Raw genomic sequence first — 22,841 nt, forward strand, 5'->3', positions numbered from 1 at the left:
AAACTTATTCGTTATGATAAAATAATCACAAAAAAACCTCTTTCAAAATTAAGAAAAGAGGTTTTGTAATGTATGTATAAAAACTAAAGTGTTTTTACTAATAATCTCCTAAAGTTGCAGGGTTTTGATTTAAAGCATCTTCTAATTGTGCATCATTTGGCGCTTTTCCGTGCCAAGCGTGCGTATGCATCATAAAATCAATTCCGTTACCCATTTCTGTTTTTAATAAAATACAAACTGGTTTTCCGTTTCCTGCTAATGATTTTGCTTCAGCCAATACTTTTTGAATACTTTCAATATCATTTCCTTTTTCTTCTTCTAAAACAATCCATCCAAAAGCTTCAAATTTAGCTTTCAAATCTCCTAAAGGAAGTACGTGATCTGTAGAACCATCAATTTGCTGACCATTATAATCAACCGTTGCAATTAAGTTATCAACTTTTTTACCTGCAGCATACATAATTGCTTCCCAATTTTGACCTTCTTGTAACTCACCATCACCAAGCAAAGCATATACAAATCTGTCATCTCCATTCAGTTTTTTAGCTTGCGCAGCACCAATTGCAACACTCATTCCTTGTCCTAAAGATCCTGAAGCCATACGAATACCTGGTAAACCTTCATGAGTAGTTGGGTGCCCTTGTAAACGTGTATTTAACTTTCTAAAAGTTGCTAATTCTTCTACTGGAAAATAACCACTTCTTGCCAAAACACTATAAAAAACAGGTGAAATATGCCCGTTTGATAAAAAGAATAAATCTTCGTTTTTACCGTCCATTGTAAAATTAGAGGAGTGTTTCATTACATCTTGATAAAGAACAGTTAAAAATTCATTACATCCTAATGAACCTCCTGGGTGACCAGAATTTACTGCGTGCACCATACGTACAATATCTCTTCTAACTTGTTGTGCAAAATCTTTTAATTCTTGTGTAGTTGACATTATCTATAGTTTTATTTGAAGTGGTAAAAATAGCTATTTTAAATAATTAGGCAATAAAATTCAATTAATTCTTTGGCTTAAAAAAAAGATAATCATATTTTAATATGATTATCTTTTATAAATATAAAAAGCTTTTAAATTTAATCTATTCCATTGGTTTGATAAATACTTATTCCTTCAGTTGTAGCGACCACCAATTCATCATCACTCCTACCAATATTATTGATGGAAATACCTGGGTCAGAATCTACATGATAAAAGTTTTCATCAAATTTAACATCTGTTGTAACATATGGAATAATATAAATTCCTGCACCACCTGCAGCTACATAAAACATATCTGCATGATAAACAATAGAATTTACAACATGATTTGGCTCACTAGTATCTAAAATTTCTTCTTTTAGTTGATGCTTTAAAGTTGCTGTAGCTTTATCATCACTAGTTGTAACTTTATAAATACCCATTCCTTCACTTCCTAGACTTACTACAAGAACATCTTTTCTTGGTAATACCAGACTATGTTTAGCTTCAACATTTAAATCAAAAATACCTAAACTAACTTCATAATTTAAGGTCATTATATTTGTTTCAATAGATATTAAATAAGAAAATGCTTTTAATTCTTTTGTTGAATCATTATAAGCTATTGCAACAAAATAATATAAACCATCTCTTTTTTCAATTGAAGTATCTAAAATATATAACCCATTAGTTTCATTTGATTCATTTAAAATTAAAGTTTCCGTATTTTCATCAAATGCAAAAATCACTCCAGAATTTCCTCCACCTGAACCAGTAATTATTGATTTATCAGATTTTATATTTCTTAATTTATTTCCAAAAACAGAATGAAAAACTTGATTTTCTTGTAAACTAAGCATATCAGATTTTTCATTGTATTTAAATTCATATCCTGCGAAAAAAGAAGGATGATCACCACCATAAAACTCTGTTGCATCAAACCCTCCTCCTAAAAATAAGTTGCTTGAATCAAATAAGCTTACAGCATCAATATCTCTGTGAGGTAATAATAAAGTACCTTGTAAATTAACTAGTTCTCCACTATCATATAATATATCAACTGCTCCTGAATATGGTTCCCCTGCTAAACTATATGATGCTGCAATTTTTTTTCCATATACTGATACATGGTTTGCGTTTAACATAACCTCCTGCTCTTCATGAGTAATATACAAAGGTGCTAATTTAGCTTTAAGTATTAATGAAATATCTTCAACTTTTGAAGTAGTATTTTTTGATTTAACTCCACGTTGAGAAAGAGTAACTGTTTGATTGTATTGGGTTAAACGATTTGAATCTTTTACTATATCAATATCACAATCTTCACAAATTAAATCTGGATCAATTGTATCATCTGTAAGAACATCAGTTTCATTCTCACACGAACATAATAAAAGTAAAAAACTAAAAAGGAATAGATATTTTTTCATGATATAAGGGTTTAAAAATTTATAATATCTTGTATCGAAAGTACAAAATTTTAAACAATTAAACAATTAAAATTACCATTCATTAAATAAAGTAAGCTGTTTACCTTGAAAAACCTTCTGTTTATTATGTTTTTTGCTTTTTCTTTTTAGCGGCAGGAAATAAAACATTATTTAAAATTAACCTGTAACCAGGAGAATTAGGGTGTAAATCTAATTCAGTTTTAGGATCTCCTACTCTGTGTTGGTAATCTTCTGGATCGTGCCCTCCATAAAATGTAAACATTCCTTTCCCTTTTACACCATGAATATAACGCGCTTCTCTATTTGATTTAATTTCTCCCATTACTAACACATTAGATTTAATGGCATCTCTATCAAAAGAGGTAGTTTGCCCCATAAAACCTTTTATTAATAAGGTATGATTTTGGCATAACATAGTAGGAATAGGATCCCATTTTGCTGAATATTCTTTTAGCGAAAAATAATCTGAAGTACGTTTTATGCTCGTTCTTTTGCGTGTCATATCAATTGATGAAAACTCATATTCTCTTGGGTTTTTAACCAACGTATAATCTTTAAAAGCAAATGTTTTACTATAATCAATTTTAGATTGATATTCTTTTTCTGATGGATCTCCGTCAAACATAGGTTCACAAATATCTACACCTTCAGCAGAGAGTGCTATATCAAAACTATCGGTTGCTGAACACATTGCAAACATAAATCCGCCTCCAACTACAAAATCTCTAATTTTTTTAGAAACTGCTAATTTTTGCTGTGACACTTTTGAATACCCTAATTTAGTGGCTAAAGTTTCAGCATCTTTTTTTTGTTCAATATACCAAGGAGCCATTCTATAAGCGCCATAAAATTTTCCATATTGACCAGTAAAATCTTCATGATGTAAATGCAGCCATTCATATAAAAGTAATTTTTCATTTAATACTTCTTCATCATAAATTACATCAAAAGGAATTTCAGCATATGTTAAAACAAGAGTAACCGCGTCATCCCAAGGCATTTTTCCTTTAGGAGAATACACTGCAATTTTTGGTGCTTTTTCTAAAACAACCGCTTCCATATTTTTAGAAGGACTGCTAATTTCACTTAAAATTTGTGCGGCTTGAGTATCTGAAATTACATGAAATGTAACACCTCTAACTTTACACTCATTACGTGTAGCTTCATTATCCTCTAATAAAAAAGAACCACCTTCATAGTTTAACAACCATTTTGCTTTATTGCCTTTTTCCAAAGACCAATATGTAATTCCGTAAGCTTTTAAATGGTTGGTTTGGGTAACATCATCCATTGGAATTAAAATAAATGACGCAAAAATTGAATTTGAAATCAAACAAAAAAATGCAAACAACACGTATTTTAGTATTGGTTGTATTGTTAATTTGTATTTAATGTTTTTAAAAAGGAACATCACCATCATCTAAATTATCTGGAACTCCAAAGGCATCTTGTGCACTACTAGGAATACTACTTTCAGGAATTACATTCATTTTTGATTGAAATTCATTCCCCATATCTTCATCTAAATTACTAAACTGTGCTAAATGCCCAGTAAATTTTAAACGAATATTTTCTAGTCCTCCATTTCTATGTTTTGCAACAATAAATTCTGCTTGCCCTTCACAAGGAGAATGTTCATCATCATCCCATTCAGTTAATCCATAATATTCTGGTCTAAATATAAACGAAACAATATCTGCATCTTGTTCAATTGCACCAGATTCACGTAAATCTGATAGTAACGGTCTTTTACTTCCTCCACGTGTTTCAACCGCACGAGATAACTGAGAAAGTGCAATTACTGGTATAGATAATTCTTTAGCTAAGGCTTTTAAGTTTCTAGAAATCATAGAAATTTCTTGTTCACGATTTCCTCCTGTAGAACCACCTGCAGTCATTAATTGTAAATAATCAATAATTATAATTTTAATTCCGTGTTGAGAAGCTAAACGACGTGCTTTTGCACGTAAATCAAAAATTGATAATGAAGGTGTATCATCAATAAAAATTGGTGCTTTTGATAAGTTTTTAACTTTCACATTTAACTGTTCCCATTCATGAGGCTCTAGGTTACCTTTTCTTAATTTCCCCGAAGAAATTCCGGTTTCACTAGAAATCATACGCGTAATTAATTGAACTGATGACATCTCTAATGAAAAAATTGCAGCTGGTGTTCCAAAATCAATAGCCATATTTTTCGCCATAGACATTACAAATGCAGTTTTTCCCATACCAGGACGAGCAGCTAAAATAACTAAATCTGAAGGTTGCCATCCAGAGGTTAATTCATCTAAACGTGTAAAACCAGTAGCAACACCACTCATTCCACTTTTATTAGAAATTTCTTGAATTTTTTTAATCGCTTGGTTAACCAAACCTTCAGCATCTTCAGATCCTTTTTTTAAGTTTCCTTGTGTTACTTCAAAAAGTTTTGTTTCGGCATTGTCTAACAAATCAAAAACATCCATTGTTTCATCATATGCTTCTTCAATAATTTCAGAAGAAATTGAAATCAATTTTCTTTGAATAAATTTTTGAAGAATAATTCGGGCGTGAAATTCAATATGTGCAGATGATGATACTTTTTGCGTTAATCCAACCAAATAGAAATCGCCACCAGCGGCTTCTAAATTTCCGCTACTTCTTAATTGATTTGAAACAGAAAGTAAATCAATAGGTTCCGTATTTTGAAACAAAGCGTAAATAGCTTCATAAATTAATTGGTGAGCTTCTTTATAAAATACTTCAGGGTGAATAATATCAATCACATCATCTACCCCTTTTTTATCAATCATCATTGCACCCAAAACAGCTTCTTCCAAATCCATAGCTTGAGGTGGTAATTTCCCCTTCTCAAGACTTATTACTGAACTTTTTTTAAACTTTTTTGCGGGTGTTGGCTGTAAATTCTTCACTCAATTAACTTTATAAATGGTTGTTTATTAGACTCTTGATTTTTGATGTAAAATCGTAAATTTTTGTTGCAATATAAAAACATATTGTTTAGAAAAACAATAAGAATTATGTTTTTTTAAGTAAACAAAAGTAATTTTTAAAACACAGTTTTAACCACTTTTTTAGAACTTTAGTTGTACACAAATGTTGTTAACAAGTTCCTTTTTTGTTAATAACTATTTAATCGCGAATTACTCTTAATAATTTCATATTTTTGGAAGATGAAATTTGAAAAATCGTATAAAGTATTAACTGTTTTTTTAATAATACAATGGGCTTTTGTACAAATTATTGCGCAACACCCTACTTTTGTTGAGCAATATTACTCTAACGGTCTTTATATTTTTATTTCAAAATCATTACGATTAATTTTAGGAAGATTACCATTTTCTGTTGGAGATGTTTTATATGCATTTTTAATTATATTCATATTAAAATCTATTTACATTGCTATTAAAACCAGAAAATTAAGTTTCAAAAAAACATTTTTTAAAACAGGTGCTGTATTGTCTATTCTCTTTTTTCTATTTCATTTAAATTGGGGGTTCAATTATTTTAGAACACCTTTATTTGAACGGTTAAATTTTAACAAAACAGAATATACTGACACTGAACTTATTGAATTTACCGAAAAGCTTATTGTTAAAATTAACAAGGTACAAAGTTTAATTACTTCAAATGACAGTTTATTAGTTGAAAATCCTTTAACCAAAAAAGAAATACAAAAAGAAGCGCCTTCCATTTATGATAATTTACAGAAAACAATGCCGCAGTTTGCATACATAAACCCAGCTGTAAAACATTCATTATTTAGTGTTCCTTTAACGTATATGGGCTTTGCAGGTTATGTAAGTCCACTAACCAATGAAGCGCAAGTGAACTATTTAATTCCTAAGAATAATTACCCAGCAACAACGTGTCATGAAATTGCACACCAATTAGGAATTGCTTCAGAAAAGGAGGCTAATTTTGTTGGGTATTTAGCAACAACAAATTCTAACAATGTATATTTTAAATACTCTGGTTATTTAATGGCTTTAAGATATTCTTTGTTTGAAGTGTACCGTAAACAACCAGAAACTTTTGAAAAATTAAAAACTACATTAAATAAAGGTGTTTTAAAAGATATGCAACGAAGTCAAAACTTTTGGAAATCGTATCAAAATTGGTCTGAACAATTTTTTAAAATATTTTACGACTCTTATTTAAAAGCAAATAAGCAACAACACGGAATTGATGGTTACAATAAAGTTGTATTGCTTTTAATAAATTATCACCTAACTGAAGAATTATAGTTTTATAAATCTTATTTTTGTACAATGTTTAAACAAATTACAAGTCCACAAAATTCTTTTGTAAAAGAGCTGGTTCAGTTAAAAGAAAAATCGCGTCTTCGAAAAAAAACCAACACTTTTATTATTGAAGGTTTACGTGAAATTACATTGGCTTTAAATGGTGATTATGAAATAACCACAATTTTAGCTGATTCTTCAATTATTTATGAAGATGATTTTGAAACTTTAAGCAACTTATTACCTGCAGAAGTTGAAATTATTGAAATTTCAAACGATGTATATAAAAAAATTGCTTTACGAGACAGTACCGAAGGAATTTTAGCGGTTGCAAAAGGCAAAAATTTGGCATTAAATAACATTAACTTCAAAAATAAAACTCCGTTAATTTTAATTGCTGAAGCTCCAGAAAAACCAGGGAATATTGGTGCATTATTAAGAACTGCTGATGCCGCTGGTGTTGATGCTGTTTTTATAGCAAACCCAAAAACAGACCTTTACAACCCAAATATTATTCGTTCAAGTGTAGGTTGTGTGTTTACAACAACTATTGCTACAGGTTCTACTTCAGAAATTATTGATTTTTTAAAAGAAAACAATATTCAAATGTACGGAGCCGCTTTAACAGCTTCTGTAGAATATCAAACAATTGACTACAAGCAGGCAACAGCCATTATTGTGGGTACTGAGGCTACAGGTTTAAGCAATGAATGGTTAAATAATACTACTAAAAATATTATTATTCCAATGCGTGGGGCAATAGACTCTATGAATGTTTCCGTAAGTGCTGCAATTATTGTTTTTGAAGCAATTAGACAACGTAATTTATAAAATAAAAACATGACAGCTCAAATTATTTTTTATATTCTTATTGCTATAATTATTGTTAAGTTTTTATTTGACACCTATTTAGACGCGTTAAATGCCAAACATTTTGATGATAAAATTCCAACCGAGTTAGATGGGATTTACAATGAAGAAGAGTATGTGAAATCTCAAAATTATAAGAAAACAAATTATCAATTTTCTGTTATAACTAGTACATTTTCAATTATAACTACCTTACTATTTTTTATTTTTGATGGGTTTGCATTTGTTAATACTATCGCAAAAAATATAACAAATAACACTTTACTTATTACACTTATTTTCTTTGGAATAATTCTATTTGCAAGTGATATTATAAATACACCTTTTTCATATTATAAAACATTTGTAATTGAAGAAAAATTTGGTTTTAACAAAACCACTAAAAAATTATTTATTCTTGATAAATTGAAAGGTTGGCTTATGTTAGCTATCATTGGAGGAGGAATTTTAGCTTTAATCACTTGGTTTTATCAATTAACAACAACTTCGTTTTGGTTGTATGCTTGGGCTTTGGTTACAGCATTTAGCATTTTTATGAATATGTTTTATTCAAAATTAATAGTTCCTTTATTTAATAAGCAAAGCCCGTTAGAAGATGGCGAACTTAAAATAGCTATTGAAAATTTTGCTCAAAAAATTGGCTTCAAATTAGATAATATTTTTGTAATTGACGGTTCTAAACGTTCTACAAAAGCAAATGCATATTTTTCAGGTTTTGGTTCTCAAAAAAGAATTACTTTATATGACACTTTAATTAAAGATTTAAACACAAACGAAATTGTTGCCGTTTTAGCTCATGAAGTTGGTCATTACAAAATGAAGCATATTATTTACAATTTACTATTATCCATAATTTTAACTGGATTAACACTTTATATTTTATCTTTATTTGTTGGAAGTGAGCTACTTTCACAAGCATTAGGTGTACAAACTCCTAGTTTTCATATTGGATTAATTGCTTTCGGAATTTTATACAGTCCTATTTCAGAAATTACCAATTTATTTATGAATGTATTGTCTCGTAAATTTGAATATCAAGCAGATGATTATGCAAAATATAATTTTGGTGCTGAACCTTTAATCTCATCTTTAAAAAAACTTTCAAAAAATAGTTTGAGTAATTTAACACCAAACGCTTTATACGTTAAAATTCATTATTCTCATCCTACTTTATTGCAAAGAATCATAAATTTGAAAAAATAATTGATAACTATTGTTAAATAGATTTTAAATAGTATTTTTAATTCATGGCGTACGATTTAAATCAAGAAGAAGAAAATAAAGAAATTGCAAGAAGGTATAAAGACCTTTTAAAAGGTGCTTATCAAACTTTTACAGACTCTGATAAAAAAGAAATAAGAAAAGCTTTTGATATTGCATTAGAAGCACATAGCAGTCAACGCAGAAAATCAGGTGAACCTTATATTTTTCATCCTATTGCTGTTGCTAAAATTGTGGCTTATGAAATTGGTTTAGACACTACTTCTATTGTGTCTGCTTTACTACATGACGTAGTTGAAGATACTGATTATACCATAGAAGATATTGAACAATTGTTTGGAGAAAATGTAGCTAGAATTGTTAGTGGACTTACCAAAATATCTTTTTTAAACAAAGAGCAAGACGCTTCAATACAAGCAGAAAACTTTAGAAAAATGCTTTTAACTTTGCACGATGATGTACGTGTAATTTTAATAAAAATTGCTGATAGATTGCACAATATGCAAACTATGGATGCAATGCCACATCACAAACAAATTAAAATCTCTTCAGAAACACTTTATATTTATGCGCCTTTAGCACATAGATTAGGTTTATACAATATTAAAACTGAACTTGAAAACCTTGGTTTAAAATATACTGAACCTGATGTTTACAATGACATTTTAGATAAAATGTCGCAAAGTAAAGAAGAGCAAAATATTTATATAGATAAATTTTCAAGTATTATTCAAGAAACATTGGATGCTGAAAATTTTAAATACACCATTAAAGGAAGAAGAAAGTCTATTTATTCCATTCGAAAAAAAATGCTTTCTCAAGGTGTAACCTATGATGAAATTTACGATAAATTCGCTATTCGTATTATTTACGAATCTACTTTAAAAGCTGAAAAATTTGATGCTTGGAAAATTTATTCTATTGTAACAGACCACTTTAGACCAAACCCAAGCAGGTTACGTGATTGGATTTCACAACCTAAATCTACAGGTTATGAGTCACTTCATATTACTGTAATGGGACCTCAAGGAAAATGGGTTGAAGTTCAAATTCGTTCTGAAAGAATGGATGAAATAGCTGAAAAAGGATACGCTGCACATTACAAATATAAAAACAAAGAAGAAGGGGAAAACGGATTAGATGATTGGTTAAACAAAATTAAAGAAACACTTGAAAGTCCAGATTCAAATGCCATTGATTTCGTTGAAGATTTTAAATTAAATTTATATTCTAAAGAAATATTTGTTTTTACTCCAAACGGTGATTTAAAAGCTTTACCAAAAAATGCAACAGCACTAGATTTTGCATTTACCATTCATACACAAGTAGGTATGAATTGTAGAGGCGCAAAAATTAATGGTAAGTTAAAACCAATTAGTCATCAGCTAAAAAGTGGTGATCAAGTAGATATTATTACTGCAAAAAATCAAAAACCTAATGTTGGGTGGCTTGAATTTGTTGTAACAGCAAGAGCTAGAACAAGAATTAAAAACGCTCTTAAAGAAGATCAAAAGAAAATTGCTGAAGAAGGAAAAGAAATATTAGCTCGTAAATTAAAACATCTAAAAATAAATTTAGATGAAAAAACGGTGAATGAATTAGTTACCTTTTTTAAATTAAAAACTAGTTTAGACCTATTTTACCGTATGGGAATTGGCTCAATTGACAACAATCAATTGAAAGAATTTATGTCTAAACGAAGTAATGCTTTTGTAAATTTCTTTAAAACAAGAATTAAAAGATCTGTAAAAAATCCGGCGTATATTGATAAGGATGAAGTAACAGAAAATTATGATTCACTAGTTTTTGGAAAAGAAGAAGAACGTTTAGATTATAAAATTTCTAAATGTTGTAACCCTATTCCTGGAGATAAAGTTTTTGGATTTATTACCATTAATGACGGAATTAAAGTACACAAAAAAGATTGCCCAAATGCAATTAGTTTACAAGCAAACTATGCCTATAGAATTTTAAAAGCAAAATGGATAGATTCTACCAAACAAGAATTTAAAGCTATTATTAAAATATATGGAGTTGATCACGTTGGTATGGTAAATGAAATTACCGAAGTAATCTCTAAACATATGAGTGTTAATATTCAAGGGCTTAATATTTCAGGTAACGATGGCGTATTTGAAGGTAAAATAACAGTGAGTGTAAAAAACAAATCACAACTTCAAAAACTGTGTGATAACTTGAAGAAAATTGATGGTGTTGAAACAGTTGATAGGATTTATAAACATTAACTTTATTCACAATTAAAGTTAATAAATATGATTTATAACATAGGTTTAATTAAAAATTAAAATTAACTTTGCATTTATAGTTTTATGACTCTATTTATACATAATTATGGGGAACGATAATCAAAAAATTGTTAAAAGTGTTTTTGTGAAATATTTGGAAACAAATAATCATAGAAAAACACCTGAACGTTTTGCAATTTTGCAAGAAATATATGATTTAGATCACCATTTTGATATTGAATCATTGTATATTCAAATGAAAAATAAAAACTATAGAGTTAGTAGAGCTACACTCTACAATACTATTGAACTTTTATTAGAATCTGGTTTGGTACGTAAACACCAATTTGGCCAAAATCAAGCACATTACGAAAAATCATATTTTGACAAACAACATGACCACGTTATTTTAACAGATACTGGTGAAGTTATTGAATTTTGTGATCCAAGAGTTCAAATAATTAAAAAAACGATTGAGGAAACGTTTGACATAGACATCTACAATCATTCACTATATTTCTACGGAACAAAAAAACAAAACAAAAACTAACATTTATAAAGCAATGGCTGTAAATTTATTACTAGGACTGCAATGGGGAGATGAAGGAAAAGGGAAAATTGTAGACGTCCTTACTTCTAATTACGATATAATCGCACGTTTTCAAGGTGGTCCAAATGCAGGTCACACATTAATTTTTGATGGTCACAAACACGTTTTACACACAATACCTTCTGGTATTTTTCATGAAACTGCAATTAATGTAGTTGGAAACGGTGTTGTAATTGACCCTGTAATTTTTCAAAAAGAAATAGACAATTTAGCAAAATTCAATTTAGATTTTAAATCTAAATTATTAATTTCAAGAAAAGCACATTTAATTTTGCCTACGCACAGGTTATTAGATGCTGCAAGTGAAGCTTCAAAAGGAAAAGCCAAAATTGGTTCTACTTTAAAAGGTATTGGTCCAACTTATATGGATAAAACTGGAAGAAATGGAATGCGTGTTGGAGATCTTGAATTGTCTGATTGGAAAGACAAATACAAGGCTTTAGCAGCTAAACACATTAAAATGATTGACTTTTATGAAGCTGATATTGAATATGATTTAGATGAATTAGAAATTGATTTCTTTAAAGCTGTTGAAGACTTAAAAAAGTTAACATTTATTGATAGTGAAGAGTATTTAAATAGTGCCATGAAAGCTGGAAAAACAATTTTAGCTGAAGGTGCACAAGGTTCTTTATTAGATATTGATTTTGGAACATATCCTTTTGTAACATCTTCAAATACTACTGCTGCAGGTGCTTGTACTGGTTTAGGTGTTGCTCCAAACAAAATAGGAGAAGTTTTCGGAATTTTTAAAGCTTATACTACAAGAGTTGGTTCTGGCCCATTCCCTACTGAACTGTTTGATGAAGTTGGTGAAACAATGTCTAAAGTTGGTCATGAGTTTGGTGCTACAACTGGTAGAGCAAGACGCTGTGGTTGGTTAGATTTAGTAGCTTTAAGATACGCTGTTCAAGTTAATGGTGTAACACAATTAATGATGATGAAAGGTGATGTACTTTCTGGTTTTAAAACTTTAAACGTTTGTACTTCTTACAACTATAAAAATGAAGAAGTTAGTCATTTACCTTACAATATTGAAGCACACAACGTAACTCCTATTTATACTGAATTAGATGGTTGGGAAGAAGATTTAACACAAATGACAAGTGTTGACACGCTTCCAAAAGCATTATTGGATTACATTAAATTTATTGAAGATTTTGTTGAAGTTCCAGTGAAAATTGTTTCTGTAGGTCCTGATCGAAAGCAAACAATATTAAGATAAACTAAAAAAAGCTTCAATTAATTGAAGCTTTTTTTTTACAATCATTTTATAATTTACAATCAACTTTTTCGTTAATTTGTAATAAATTATAGCAATTTGAAAAAAATACTAATTTTTAGTTTTATACTATTGAGTTTTACTTCATTTTCCCAATCTAAAAAGATAAGGATTTTGAAAGCAGACAACACAATGGCTGATCCTAAATATCCCGGAGCAACAATCTCTTTGGGAAATGTTTTTGTTGAACATGAAGGTGCAACACTACGTTGTGACAAAGCATATATTTATCAAGAAACCAAGTTAATTAAAGCAATGGGAAATGTTGTTGTTAACCAAGGTGACACCATTTTTCAATATAGCAAATACACAGATTACGATGGAATAAATAAAAAAGCTACTTCTTGGGGAGATGTTTTCTTAAAAGATGACATTATGGAACTTAGAACAGATACACTTTATTTTGATCGTGTTAAACAACATTTATATTATAAAAGTGGTGGAACTATTAAAGATACTACCAATGTTTTAAAAAGTAAAATTGGAAATTATTATTTAGCCGAAAATAAATTTCAGGCATTTACAAATGTTGATGTTACTAATAAAGACAGCAAATTAGTTTCAAATCATTTAGATTATTTTACTGATTCTGGTATAGCAGAATTATATGGCCCATCAACTATTACAAGTGAACAAAATAAAGTTTATACAGAAAGAGGCCATTACAATTCTAAAACAAACATTTCATACTTCATTGAAAATTCTAAAATTTATTACGATGATAGAACTATTGAAGGTGACAGTTTGTACTACAATAAAAATAAAAGTTTTGCATCTGCAACAGGAAACATTGTTGTTAATGATACATTAAATGACACTACTATTAAAGGTGGATATGCAGAATTATTTCAATTAAAAGACTCTGTATATATTACAGATAGAGCTGTTGCAATTTCTGCTGTAGAAAATGATTCTACTTATATTCACGGTAATGTATTAATGGTTACTGGCCCTACTGATGAGCGCATAATTAGAGCATTTAATTATGTGAAATTTTTTAAAACTAATATGCAAGGTAAATGTGATTCATTAGTTACCAATGAAAAAACTGGATTGACTGAATTGCTTAAAAACCCTGTTATTTGGGCCGAAGGAAATCAAATTACCGGAGATACTATTCATTTAATTTCTAATATAAAAACCGAACAATTAGATTCGCTAAAAATTATTTCTAACGGATTTATGGTTCAAAAAGACTCTATTGGTTATAGCCAAATGAAAGGTAAATTTATGTTTGGAAAATTTAAAGACAATTCTTTAATATCATTAGATGTGTTTGGAAATAGTGAAGTTATATTTTATGGTAGAGATGACAACCAAAAGTTAATTGGAATTACTAAAATGCAGACTAGTAAAAACATATTTATAACTTTAGATAGTAACGAAATAAATAGCATTAATTTTTATGTAAGTCCTGATGGTAACACCTATCCTCCTTCTAAATTCCCTGAGAATGAAGCCTTGTTAAAAGGATTTATTTGGAGAGAAGATGAAAGACCTTTAACAAAAGAAGCTATTTTTATTAGAGATGATAAAACTCCTGAAAAAACTGAATTAAAACCTACTGATACTACCATAGAACCAATAAAATTATAAAAATTGAAAGCAGATTTTTTTAATCATCAAGCACAAACATCTCCACATCCATTAGCTATTGAAATTTCAAAAGCTAAAGGTAGTTATGTATATGGTTCAGATAAAAAAGCTTATTTAGATTTTATTGCAGGGGTTTCAGCAAATACATTAGGTCACAACCATCCAAAAGTTTCTGAAGCCATTAAAACCCAAGTTGATGCGTATACACACGTTATGGTTTATGGTGAGTTTATTCAAAAACCACAAGTTGGTTTATGTAAGTTATTAGCTGAAAACTTACCCGCTACTTTAGATACTGTTTATCTTACAAATTCAGGAACAGAAGCTACAGAAGGAGCTTTAAAATTAGCAAAACGATTTACAGGTAGAAGCGAAATTGTTGCTGCAAAAAATGGGTATCACGGCAACACACAAGGTTCCATGAGCGTTTGTGGTGCCGAACAACAAAATAGCGCATTTAGACCATTAATACCGGGAATTAGATTTATTGAGTTTAATAATGTACTGGATATTGAAGGTATTACAACTAAAACTGCTGCTGTTATTTTAGAAACTATTCAAGGTGGTGCAGGTTTTATAGAACCTAAAAACAACTACCTTTTTCTTGTTAAAAAACGATGTGAAGAAGTTGGTGCGCTTTTAATTTTAGATGAAATACAATCAGGTGTTGGAAGAACAGGAAAATTATATGGTTTTCAAAATTATAATGTTGTTCCGGATATTCTTGTAACAGGAAAAGGTTTAGGTGGCGGAATGCCAATTGGAGCATTTATTTCATCTAATAAGATGATGAGTTGTTTGCAAAGTGAACCAAAATTAGGACATATAACTACATTTGGAGGACATCCTGTTATTGCTGCCGCGGCAGAAGCTACTTTAACTGAATTGTTACAAACAAATTTAATTGAAGAAACACTTCAAAAAGAGAAACTTATACGAAAACTATTAATTCACCCTTTAATAAGTGAAATTCGTGGAAAAGGACTTATGCTTGCTGCAATGGTTGAGTCTCCAGAAATGGCTTCTAATGTAATATTAAAATGTATGGATAAAGGTCTCCTTTTATTTTGGTTGCTTTTTGAAGGTAAAGCTATTAGAATTACACCTCCATTAACTATTTCTGATGATGAAATTTGTAGTGGATGTACAATTATTATTGAAGCCTTAAATGAAGAATTAAAAAACTATTCTTAATCTTTCTAGTTTTATTTATTATAACTACTTATAAATTAGTTGTTTCGTTAAAAAATTGTTAATATAGTACTTTGCAATGCATAATACCGTAACAAAAGTAATTGTTGTACGTCATTTAGATAAGAAACAATTACTTAAAACTACAAATTATGAAAACTATAGACGTTAACACAGGACAAGAAAACAACAAAAAAGCATTATTTATCAATTTCACTAACACCAAACGAATTCAATGGGATCGATATAGAAGATATGGATTGTACAACGCTTAATAAATGAACATAAAACCTGTAGAAACTTCTACAGGTTTTATTTTGAAATTAAATCATTTAATAAATTCCTTACTTTTTCACTATTCCAATCTGCTGCTCCAGTTTTACTTATTAAAATATTACCTTTTTGATCTAACAAATAAGATGCAGGAATACTATTGGTTTCTGTAAATTTATTTGGAGGAGAACTAACCGAATTATAAGTTGGCAAATTGTATGAATTCTTTTTAAAAAAAGCTTCTACAGTAGCCCAATTTTCACTTGTAACAAAAACAAAAGCCACATCGTCTTTATAATCATTATATAACTTTTGAATCATAGGCATTTCAGCTCTACAAGGAGGACACCAAGTTGCCCAAAAATTTACAAAAACTACTTTTCCTTTAAAGGAATTAAAATTTACTGAATCAGTATTCAATCCTTTTAAATTCCAATTATAAGTAGCTATTTTTTCTGCTTCTGCAACTTCGTTTACCGAAGGAGAAAAAGCTATTTGACGTTGAAACCATTCTCTTGAAGGTGGATATAATAACAATGCAGCAACCACAATAAATATAATATTAGATGTGGAAAAATTCTTTTTATTGAAAATTTTATTCATAAAACTGTTTAATATATTGTAGTTCTTCTTAATACCTAATTACAAACAAATATAACAAAAAAGCGATGCTACAATGTAACATCGCTTTCAAAAAAGAACTGCATCAACTATCTCGAAACGGTTCCTGTTGGGAAATTTAAATTTTGTCCCATATCATAGGTTGTATGATCAATTGCACCAGAAGGAATGTTACCTACTAAAGGTTTTAGTAAGAAAGGGGCTGCACTATTGTCTGGGTAAGGTTCAATTGAAATTACCGCTACTCCTGATTCAAGATCAACCGGAAATGTTAATCCGCTTGGAGCGTTCTCTAAAAAGTCTTCACCTGGAAAAGGAGGTCCTGCATTCATACCGCTAAATCCGTTAAAATCATCAGCAACATCAAACGCTGTAAATGTTCCTGTAGAAACAGGCGTTCCGTCTATTACTGCCCAACCTTCATATTTCCAACCATCAGGTAATGTTGGTAAATCTAGGCCAACTGTAGGAGAACCTGTTTCCAAACTTAAAAACCAAAGACCACTATTTTCATTGGTATCTAAATCATCTGTAGGTGTTGCTAAAATATATTTTCCTGCTGCTGTTGTATAATCATTTCCTAAAGCTGCTGCATGCTCAATACTTAAACTTCCTGATGTACCATTAAAATCTCCAGCTAAAATATGAACTGAACTTGGAGCTGGATCATCCCCTACTGAAGGTTCAATTGTTAATACAAATGTTGATGCATTTGATACGTCTTCATAATCTAAAGAAAAAGATTCTTGTGAAAGTTCACCATTTGCATCAACCGAAAATCTTCCAGTTGTTACAGGTGTACCATCAACTATAATCCATCCTTCATACACATAATCGGTTCCTAAATCTTCTAAACCTGAAATGTTTAATTCTAAATCTTTGTACTTTGGGGTATCGTCATTATCATCACAAGATGCAAAAGCTAATCCCAACGCTAGTAAACTAAATAATACTTTAATTTTTGCCATATCTAATATTTTTTAAATTGTTATATGACAAATATATTTCGATTAGAAATCTTAAAATGTTAGCTAGCTAACACTAAGCAGATTTTTTTAAAAAAAGTATTTGTTTTCCTTTAAAATCAATAACTCCCTCCTCTTTTAATTCGTTCATTATTAAATTTAATGTTGGTCTTGATGTACCTAATAAATTAGCTATGTCCTTTTGAGTATATGGATGTTCAGCCTTCATTTTTCCTGTTTGTTCACAACAAACACCATAATCTTCACATAATTCATCTAAAAAATCTAATAATCTTGTTTTAGCATCTTTAAACAATAATAACTGCAAACGACGTTCTAATTTTTGAATTCTAAAACTAATAAATTTATAGATTTTCAAAGTAAAGGTTTGATTGTCTCTCATTAAATCGTGTAAAGTTTCAACACCAATAGGACAAATAGAAGTTTTACTGTCTATGGATTGTGCAAACTCATTACGTTTATCTTCACCCAAAATAGCCTTTTCACCAAATAATTCTCCTTTACATAAAATTGCTTTTACAACTTCATTTCCATCTTTTGTATAATAGCCTAATTTAACCTTTCCTTTATCAATTAAATATACGGTTGACGATGCGTCTTCCTCAAAATAGATATAATCATTTTTTGAATACGCATTAAAATTATGACAATCTTTATATTCTGAATATTTGTGCGGACATAATATTTTAAAAAGATTTACATTTTCTAAAAACCAAAGCTTACTCATAATTACAATTTTATATGTTTTTAGAAGTTGTCGAAATAAAAAACAAAAGCTTACAAAAAAAGCCTCTTAAATTAAGAGGCTTTTTTTGTGTTATAATAAAATTACTATTCGCTAATAATATGCAATTCTCTAAAGTCTTTTGTGATTTCAAAAGTTACATCACCATTTAGTAATTGAATTTCAACTTCTTCATTATCTACTTGGATAGATTTAATTTTAAATGGTAAACCGTGAATATTAATTTTAAAGGTTGAATAGCTTGTTATAAATTTACCTGACTTATATTGTTGAATAATAAAAGAATTACTTTTCCCAACTTGAGTAAAGTTTCTTAAACTATATCTTCCTTTTTTATAGTCATAGCCATCTTGGGCATCTTCATAAACATCAGAAGATTCTTTACCTCTTTTATAGTAAACATCTAGTTCTAGTTGTTCAATAACTTTTTCTCCAACATATTGTTGAATTGGATACTTAGGAATGATAGCTCCTTCTTTTACAAAAATTGGCATGCTATCAATATCTGCATCTACCCAAATTTCTTCACCTCCTTCAATAATTGTATTATCCCAAAAGTTATACCATCTTCCTATAGGAAAATACATTCTTCTTCCTTTTGCATTTGGTTCTAAAATTGGACAAGCTAATATTTTTTCTCCAAATATAAATTCATCATTTCTATAATGTGTATGCGGATCTTTTTGATCATAAAGTACCAACGATTTTAAAATTGGAATTCCTTCACTTGCATATCTCCAAAAAGCAGTGTACAAATATGGTAATAACTGATATCTAATTTCAATAAATTTTCTAACAATATCTGTCATTGTTGGTCCAAATGTCCAAGGCTCTTGATCACCGTGATCACCTGAAGAATGTACTCTAAAGAATGGATGAAAAACACCTAATTGAACCCAACGTGTAAATAGTTCTCCGTTTGGTTGTTCAGCAAAACCACCAATATCAGAACCTACAAAAGAAAAACCAGACATACACATACGTTGTGCTTGATTGTTTGCTAATGATAAATGATCCCAAGTAGCAACATTATCACCTGTCCAAGTTGAAGTATAACGTTGTGTACCTGAATATGCTGCTCTTGTAATTACAAAAGGACGTTTAGGGTAAGAAAACTTTTTTAAACCGTGATAGGTTGCACGTGCCATTTGCATTCCATAAATATTATGAGCTTTTCTATGGCTACAAGGATTTCCATCATAATCATGACGAACATCTTTTGGAAAAGTTTTACCAGGAACATCCATTACTGCAGGTTCATTCATGTCATTCCAAACACCTTTTACTCCAATATCTTCAATTAATTCTCTAAACAACTCAGACCACCATTCACGTACTTCAGGATTTGTAAAGTCTGGAAAATAACATTCACCAGGCCAAACTTTTCCTTTCATATAAGCTCCATCTGCACGTTTACAAAAATAATCTTTTTCAAGAGCTTCTTTATAAACGCCATAATTGTTATCAATTTTAATTCCTGGATCAATAATAGCTACAGTTTTAAAACCATCATCAGCTAATTCTTTTACCATTCTTTTAGGATCTGGAAAATACTCTTTATTCCAAGTAAAACATCTAAAGCCTTCCATGTAGTCAATATCTAAATAAATTGCATCACAAGGAATTTTTAATTCTCTAAATTTACTTGTTATTTCTTTCACCTTACTTTCTGGATAATAACTCCATTTACATTGGTGAAAACCTAATGACCAAAGTGGTGGAATGTGTTGTGGACGCCCTGTTAAATCGGTATAATTTGATACAACTTCAGACATTTCAGGTCCATAAATAAAATAATAATTCATTTCTCCACCTTCAGACCAAAAACTTGTAACATTTCTTTTTTCATGGCTGAAATCGAAAAACGAACGAAATGTGTTATCAAAAAATATTCCGTAAGCTTTTTTATGATGTACACCTAAGTAAAAAGGAATTGTTTTGTATATAGGATCTGTGCCTCTACCGTAAGCATAAGAATCTGTAACCCAATTTTGAAATCTTTTTCCTTTCAAATTTACATCAACAGGTTTATCTCCTAATCCATAATAGCTTTCTCCTTCTTGTGAAGTTTTAGACATTTTAACTATATCTCCACCTTCTTCATAAAATTCTTCCCAATGAAATCCTAACTCATCTTCACAAATAAGAGTTTTATCTTTTGCATCAAAAATAGCTGTACGCATATCTTGTTTAGAAATATGACATATTAATTTTGATGTTGTAATTATATAATTATCATCATCTTCATCAATATCTAATCTATTATATCCTTTGCTTGCGTATTTTGTAATTCCATAAGAAAAGTCTTTTTCAAAAATGGCAGTAGTTGCAAAACGAAATCGAATTACACTATCTCTTTGAACAGTAACTTGTAAGGCTACTCCATTTTCACTTTTAAAATATAATGTATCTACATCCTTTTTATAAAAGACAATTTTTGTTGGAAATAAGTTTCCTTTATACTCTAATTCTGTATTTAAAATCATAATTTAACTTTAATGCACTAATTGCAAACGTACTAAAATTTATATTTTATTACCATTTCTTTTTACTAAAAAAACACTTGTTAAATTATATAATTTATAAAATAACAAGTGTAATATTATTCAAATTAAATTTAGATACTATTTTAACTTTAAAACAGTAATTCCTAGTGGTGGTAACTTTAATTGTGCTGAATATTTTTTACCATTCCAAGGTGCTTTTTTTATTGAAATTTGTCTTGAATTTACAACTCCACTACCTCCAAATTTTTCTGCGTCACTATTTAAAACTTCTTTTAATTTACCGGCCCTGTGTACGCCAACTAAATAGTTATCATGAACAATTGGTGTGAAATTACAAACAACAATAACGTCATCTTCTGGATTGTTTCCTTTTCTTATATATGAAATTACTGAATTTACATTGTCTTCATAACTAATCCATTCAAAACCATCATTTTCAAATGCTTTTTGAAACAATGAAGGTGTATTTCTATAAAATTTATTCAATTCTTTATAGAACGTATTTAATTTTTTATGTGGTTCATATTCTAATAAATGCCAATCTAAACTTTTCTTAAAATTCCATTCATCATATTGACCAAATTCACCACCCATAAATAATAATTTTGTTCCTGGATGCGTAAACATATAACCATACAATAATCTTAAATTTGCAAACCGTTGCCATTCATCACCTGGCATTCTTCCTAAAATAGATTTTTTACCATATACCACTTCATCATGTGATAATGGTAGCATAAAATTTTCTGTAAATACGTAGGCCAAGCTAAATGTAATCTCATTTTGATGATAACGTCTGTAAATAGAATCTCTTGAGAAATACTCTAGTGTATCGTGCATCCAACCCATCATCCACTTCATTCCAAATCCTAAACCACCCATAAATGTTGGCTTTGAAACCATTGGAAAAGCCGTTGATTCTTCGGCAATTGTTTGAACATCAGGAAATGATTTATACACTTCTTCATTCAATTCTTTTAACAAAGAAATTACAGCTAAATTTTCATTTCCACCGTATATATTTGGTTGCCATTCACCCTCTTCACGAGAATAATCTAAAAATAACATAGATGCTACTGCATCAACTCGCAATCCATCTGCATGAAATTGATCTAACCAAAAAATAGCATTACTAATTAAAAATGAACGAACTTCATTTCTTTCATAATTAAAAATTAAACTTTTCCAATCTTGGTGATAACCTTTTTGTTTATCAGGATGTTCATACAAAGCAGAACCATCAAAATAGCCTAAACCATGTATATCTTCTGGGAAATGTGAAGGCACCCAATCTAAAATAATTCCAATACCATTTTCATGAAGTTTATCTACCAACAATTTAAATTCATCAGGATATCCAAAACGTGAAGTTGGTGCAAAATAACCCGTTATTTGGTATCCCCAAGAAGGGTCGTATGGGAATTCCATAATTGGCATGAGTTCTACATGGGTAAAATTCATTTCTTTTACATAATTCACCAAATCATCGGCCAATTCAACATACGACAAAAATCTATCTTCTGTTGCGTGTCTTTTCCAAGAACCTAAATGAACTTCATATACTGAATAAGGTGCATCTAAAGCATTGTACTCTTTTCTAGTTTTTAACCATTTTTTATCATTCCATTTATAATCATCTTCCCAAATAATGGAAGCTGTTTTTGGATTATGCTCATATCTACGTGCATAAGGATCTGCTTTTTCAGAAATATAACCTTGATTATTGGAATGGATTTTATATTTATATGAATCTCCTTTTCCAACAAGAGGAATAAATCCTTCCCAAATACCTGATGAATCCCAACGAACATTAAGTTTGTGTTCTCCATCATGCCAAGAATTAAAATCACCAATTACAGATACTTGATTTGCCGTAGGTGCCCAAACAGCAAAATAAGTTCCTTTTATACCGTTAACTGTAGTAATATGTGATCCAAATTTCTCATATAAACGGTAATGTTTTCCAGATTTAAATAAATCTACATCAAAGTCAGTAAAAAGGCTATGTGCTATTACTTCATTCATGTA

The 22,841-nt window shown here is 29.7% G+C and carries 18 protein-coding genes; 9 read left to right on the top strand and 9 right to left on the bottom strand.

Annotation, left to right across the window (positions count from 1 at the left end; all coding sequences use genetic code 11):
* Positions 1 to 97 precede the first annotated feature (97 nt).
* From ACFQ5N_RS09235 to dnaB, 4 genes are all read right to left on the bottom strand, one after another.
* Positions 98 to 943 carry a transketolase gene (locus ACFQ5N_RS09235; protein ID WP_386809210.1) on the bottom strand — a complete coding sequence of 282 codons (846 nt, stop codon included), beginning with the start codon at positions 941 to 943 and terminating at the stop codon, positions 98 to 100.
* A gap of 140 nt (positions 944 to 1,083) precedes the next feature.
* Entirely contained in the window at positions 1,084 to 2,397 is a 1,314-nt protein-coding gene (locus tag ACFQ5N_RS09240) for a hypothetical protein (protein ID WP_386809211.1), read from the bottom strand.
* A 124-nt stretch (positions 2,398 to 2,521) separates the two neighbouring features.
* The gene (locus tag ACFQ5N_RS09245; protein WP_386809716.1) at positions 2,522 to 3,709 is read right to left on the bottom strand and encodes an asparagine synthetase B; all 1,188 of its coding nucleotides are present in this window, start codon (positions 3,707 to 3,709) and stop codon (positions 2,522 to 2,524) included.
* 106 nt (positions 3,710 to 3,815) lie between these two features.
* Positions 3,816 to 5,333: a replicative DNA helicase gene (gene dnaB, locus ACFQ5N_RS09250; protein ID WP_386809212.1), complete on the bottom strand. Its 1,518-nt coding sequence runs from the start codon at positions 5,331 to 5,333 to the stop codon at positions 3,816 to 3,818.
* Positions 5,334 to 5,594: 261 nt separating this feature from the next.
* Here dnaB and ACFQ5N_RS09255 point away from each other — a divergent pair, with 261 nt between their 5' ends.
* The 9 genes from ACFQ5N_RS09255 to ACFQ5N_RS09295 all read left to right on the top strand — a co-directional run bounded on the left by ACFQ5N_RS09255 (position 5,595) and on the right by ACFQ5N_RS09295 (position 15,956).
* Positions 5,595 to 6,668, top strand: coding sequence for a DUF3810 domain-containing protein (locus ACFQ5N_RS09255; protein ID WP_386809213.1), 1,074 nt, complete (start codon positions 5,595 to 5,597; stop codon positions 6,666 to 6,668).
* Between the two features lie 24 nt (positions 6,669 to 6,692).
* Complete coding sequence (locus ACFQ5N_RS09260; protein ID WP_386809214.1) at positions 6,693 to 7,496, top strand: TrmH family RNA methyltransferase; 804 nt, start codon at positions 6,693 to 6,695, stop codon at positions 7,494 to 7,496.
* 9 nt (positions 7,497 to 7,505) lie between these two features.
* Positions 7,506 to 8,738, top strand: coding sequence for a M48 family metallopeptidase (locus ACFQ5N_RS09265; RefSeq protein WP_386809215.1), 1,233 nt, complete (start codon positions 7,506 to 7,508; stop codon positions 8,736 to 8,738).
* Between the two features lie 44 nt (positions 8,739 to 8,782).
* Entirely contained in the window at positions 8,783 to 11,002 is a 2,220-nt protein-coding gene (locus tag ACFQ5N_RS09270; RefSeq protein WP_386809216.1) for a RelA/SpoT family protein, read from the top strand.
* Between the two features lie 106 nt (positions 11,003 to 11,108).
* Positions 11,109 to 11,552: a Fur family transcriptional regulator gene (locus ACFQ5N_RS09275; RefSeq protein WP_386809217.1), complete on the top strand. Its 444-nt coding sequence runs from the start codon at positions 11,109 to 11,111 to the stop codon at positions 11,550 to 11,552.
* Positions 11,553 to 11,565: 13 nt separating this feature from the next.
* Positions 11,566 to 12,837: an adenylosuccinate synthase gene (locus ACFQ5N_RS09280; protein WP_386809218.1), complete on the top strand. Its 1,272-nt coding sequence runs from the start codon at positions 11,566 to 11,568 to the stop codon at positions 12,835 to 12,837.
* Positions 12,838 to 12,966: 129 nt separating this feature from the next.
* Positions 12,967 to 14,490: an OstA-like protein gene (locus ACFQ5N_RS09285; protein WP_386809717.1), complete on the top strand. Its 1,524-nt coding sequence runs from the start codon at positions 12,967 to 12,969 to the stop codon at positions 14,488 to 14,490.
* Positions 14,491 to 14,493: 3 nt separating this feature from the next.
* Positions 14,494 to 15,684, top strand: a complete 1,191-nt coding sequence (locus tag ACFQ5N_RS09290; RefSeq protein ID WP_386809219.1) for an aspartate aminotransferase family protein — start codon at positions 14,494 to 14,496, stop codon at positions 15,682 to 15,684.
* Positions 15,685 to 15,833: 149 nt separating this feature from the next.
* Positions 15,834 to 15,956, top strand: a complete 123-nt coding sequence (locus tag ACFQ5N_RS09295) for a hypothetical protein (protein ID WP_386809220.1) — start codon at positions 15,834 to 15,836, stop codon at positions 15,954 to 15,956.
* 37 nt (positions 15,957 to 15,993) lie between these two features.
* On the opposite strand, the gene ACFQ5N_RS09300 is transcribed toward ACFQ5N_RS09295, so the two are convergent.
* The 5 genes from ACFQ5N_RS09300 to glgB form a co-directional block, all read right to left on the bottom strand.
* The gene (locus ACFQ5N_RS09300; RefSeq protein WP_386809221.1) at positions 15,994 to 16,557 is read right to left on the bottom strand and encodes a TlpA family protein disulfide reductase; all 564 of its coding nucleotides are present in this window, start codon (positions 16,555 to 16,557) and stop codon (positions 15,994 to 15,996) included.
* A 107-nt stretch (positions 16,558 to 16,664) separates the two neighbouring features.
* Positions 16,665 to 17,543, bottom strand: a complete 879-nt coding sequence (locus ACFQ5N_RS09305; protein ID WP_386809222.1) for an anti-sigma factor — start codon at positions 17,541 to 17,543, stop codon at positions 16,665 to 16,667.
* 73 nt (positions 17,544 to 17,616) lie between these two features.
* Positions 17,617 to 18,288: a Crp/Fnr family transcriptional regulator gene (locus ACFQ5N_RS09310; protein ID WP_386809223.1), complete on the bottom strand. Its 672-nt coding sequence runs from the start codon at positions 18,286 to 18,288 to the stop codon at positions 17,617 to 17,619.
* A gap of 104 nt (positions 18,289 to 18,392) precedes the next feature.
* Positions 18,393 to 20,792, bottom strand: coding sequence for a glycoside hydrolase family 31 protein (locus ACFQ5N_RS09315; RefSeq protein WP_386809224.1), 2,400 nt, complete (start codon positions 20,790 to 20,792; stop codon positions 18,393 to 18,395).
* 138 nt (positions 20,793 to 20,930) lie between these two features.
* Positions 20,931 to 22,838: a 1,4-alpha-glucan branching protein GlgB gene (glgB, locus tag ACFQ5N_RS09320; RefSeq protein WP_386809225.1), complete on the bottom strand. Its 1,908-nt coding sequence runs from the start codon at positions 22,836 to 22,838 to the stop codon at positions 20,931 to 20,933.
* Positions 22,839 to 22,841 lie beyond the last annotated feature (3 nt).

The sequence above is a fragment of the Lutibacter holmesii genome, assembly GCF_042679665.1.
GTDB lineage: Bacteria > Bacteroidota > Bacteroidia > Flavobacteriales > Flavobacteriaceae > Lutibacter > Lutibacter holmesii.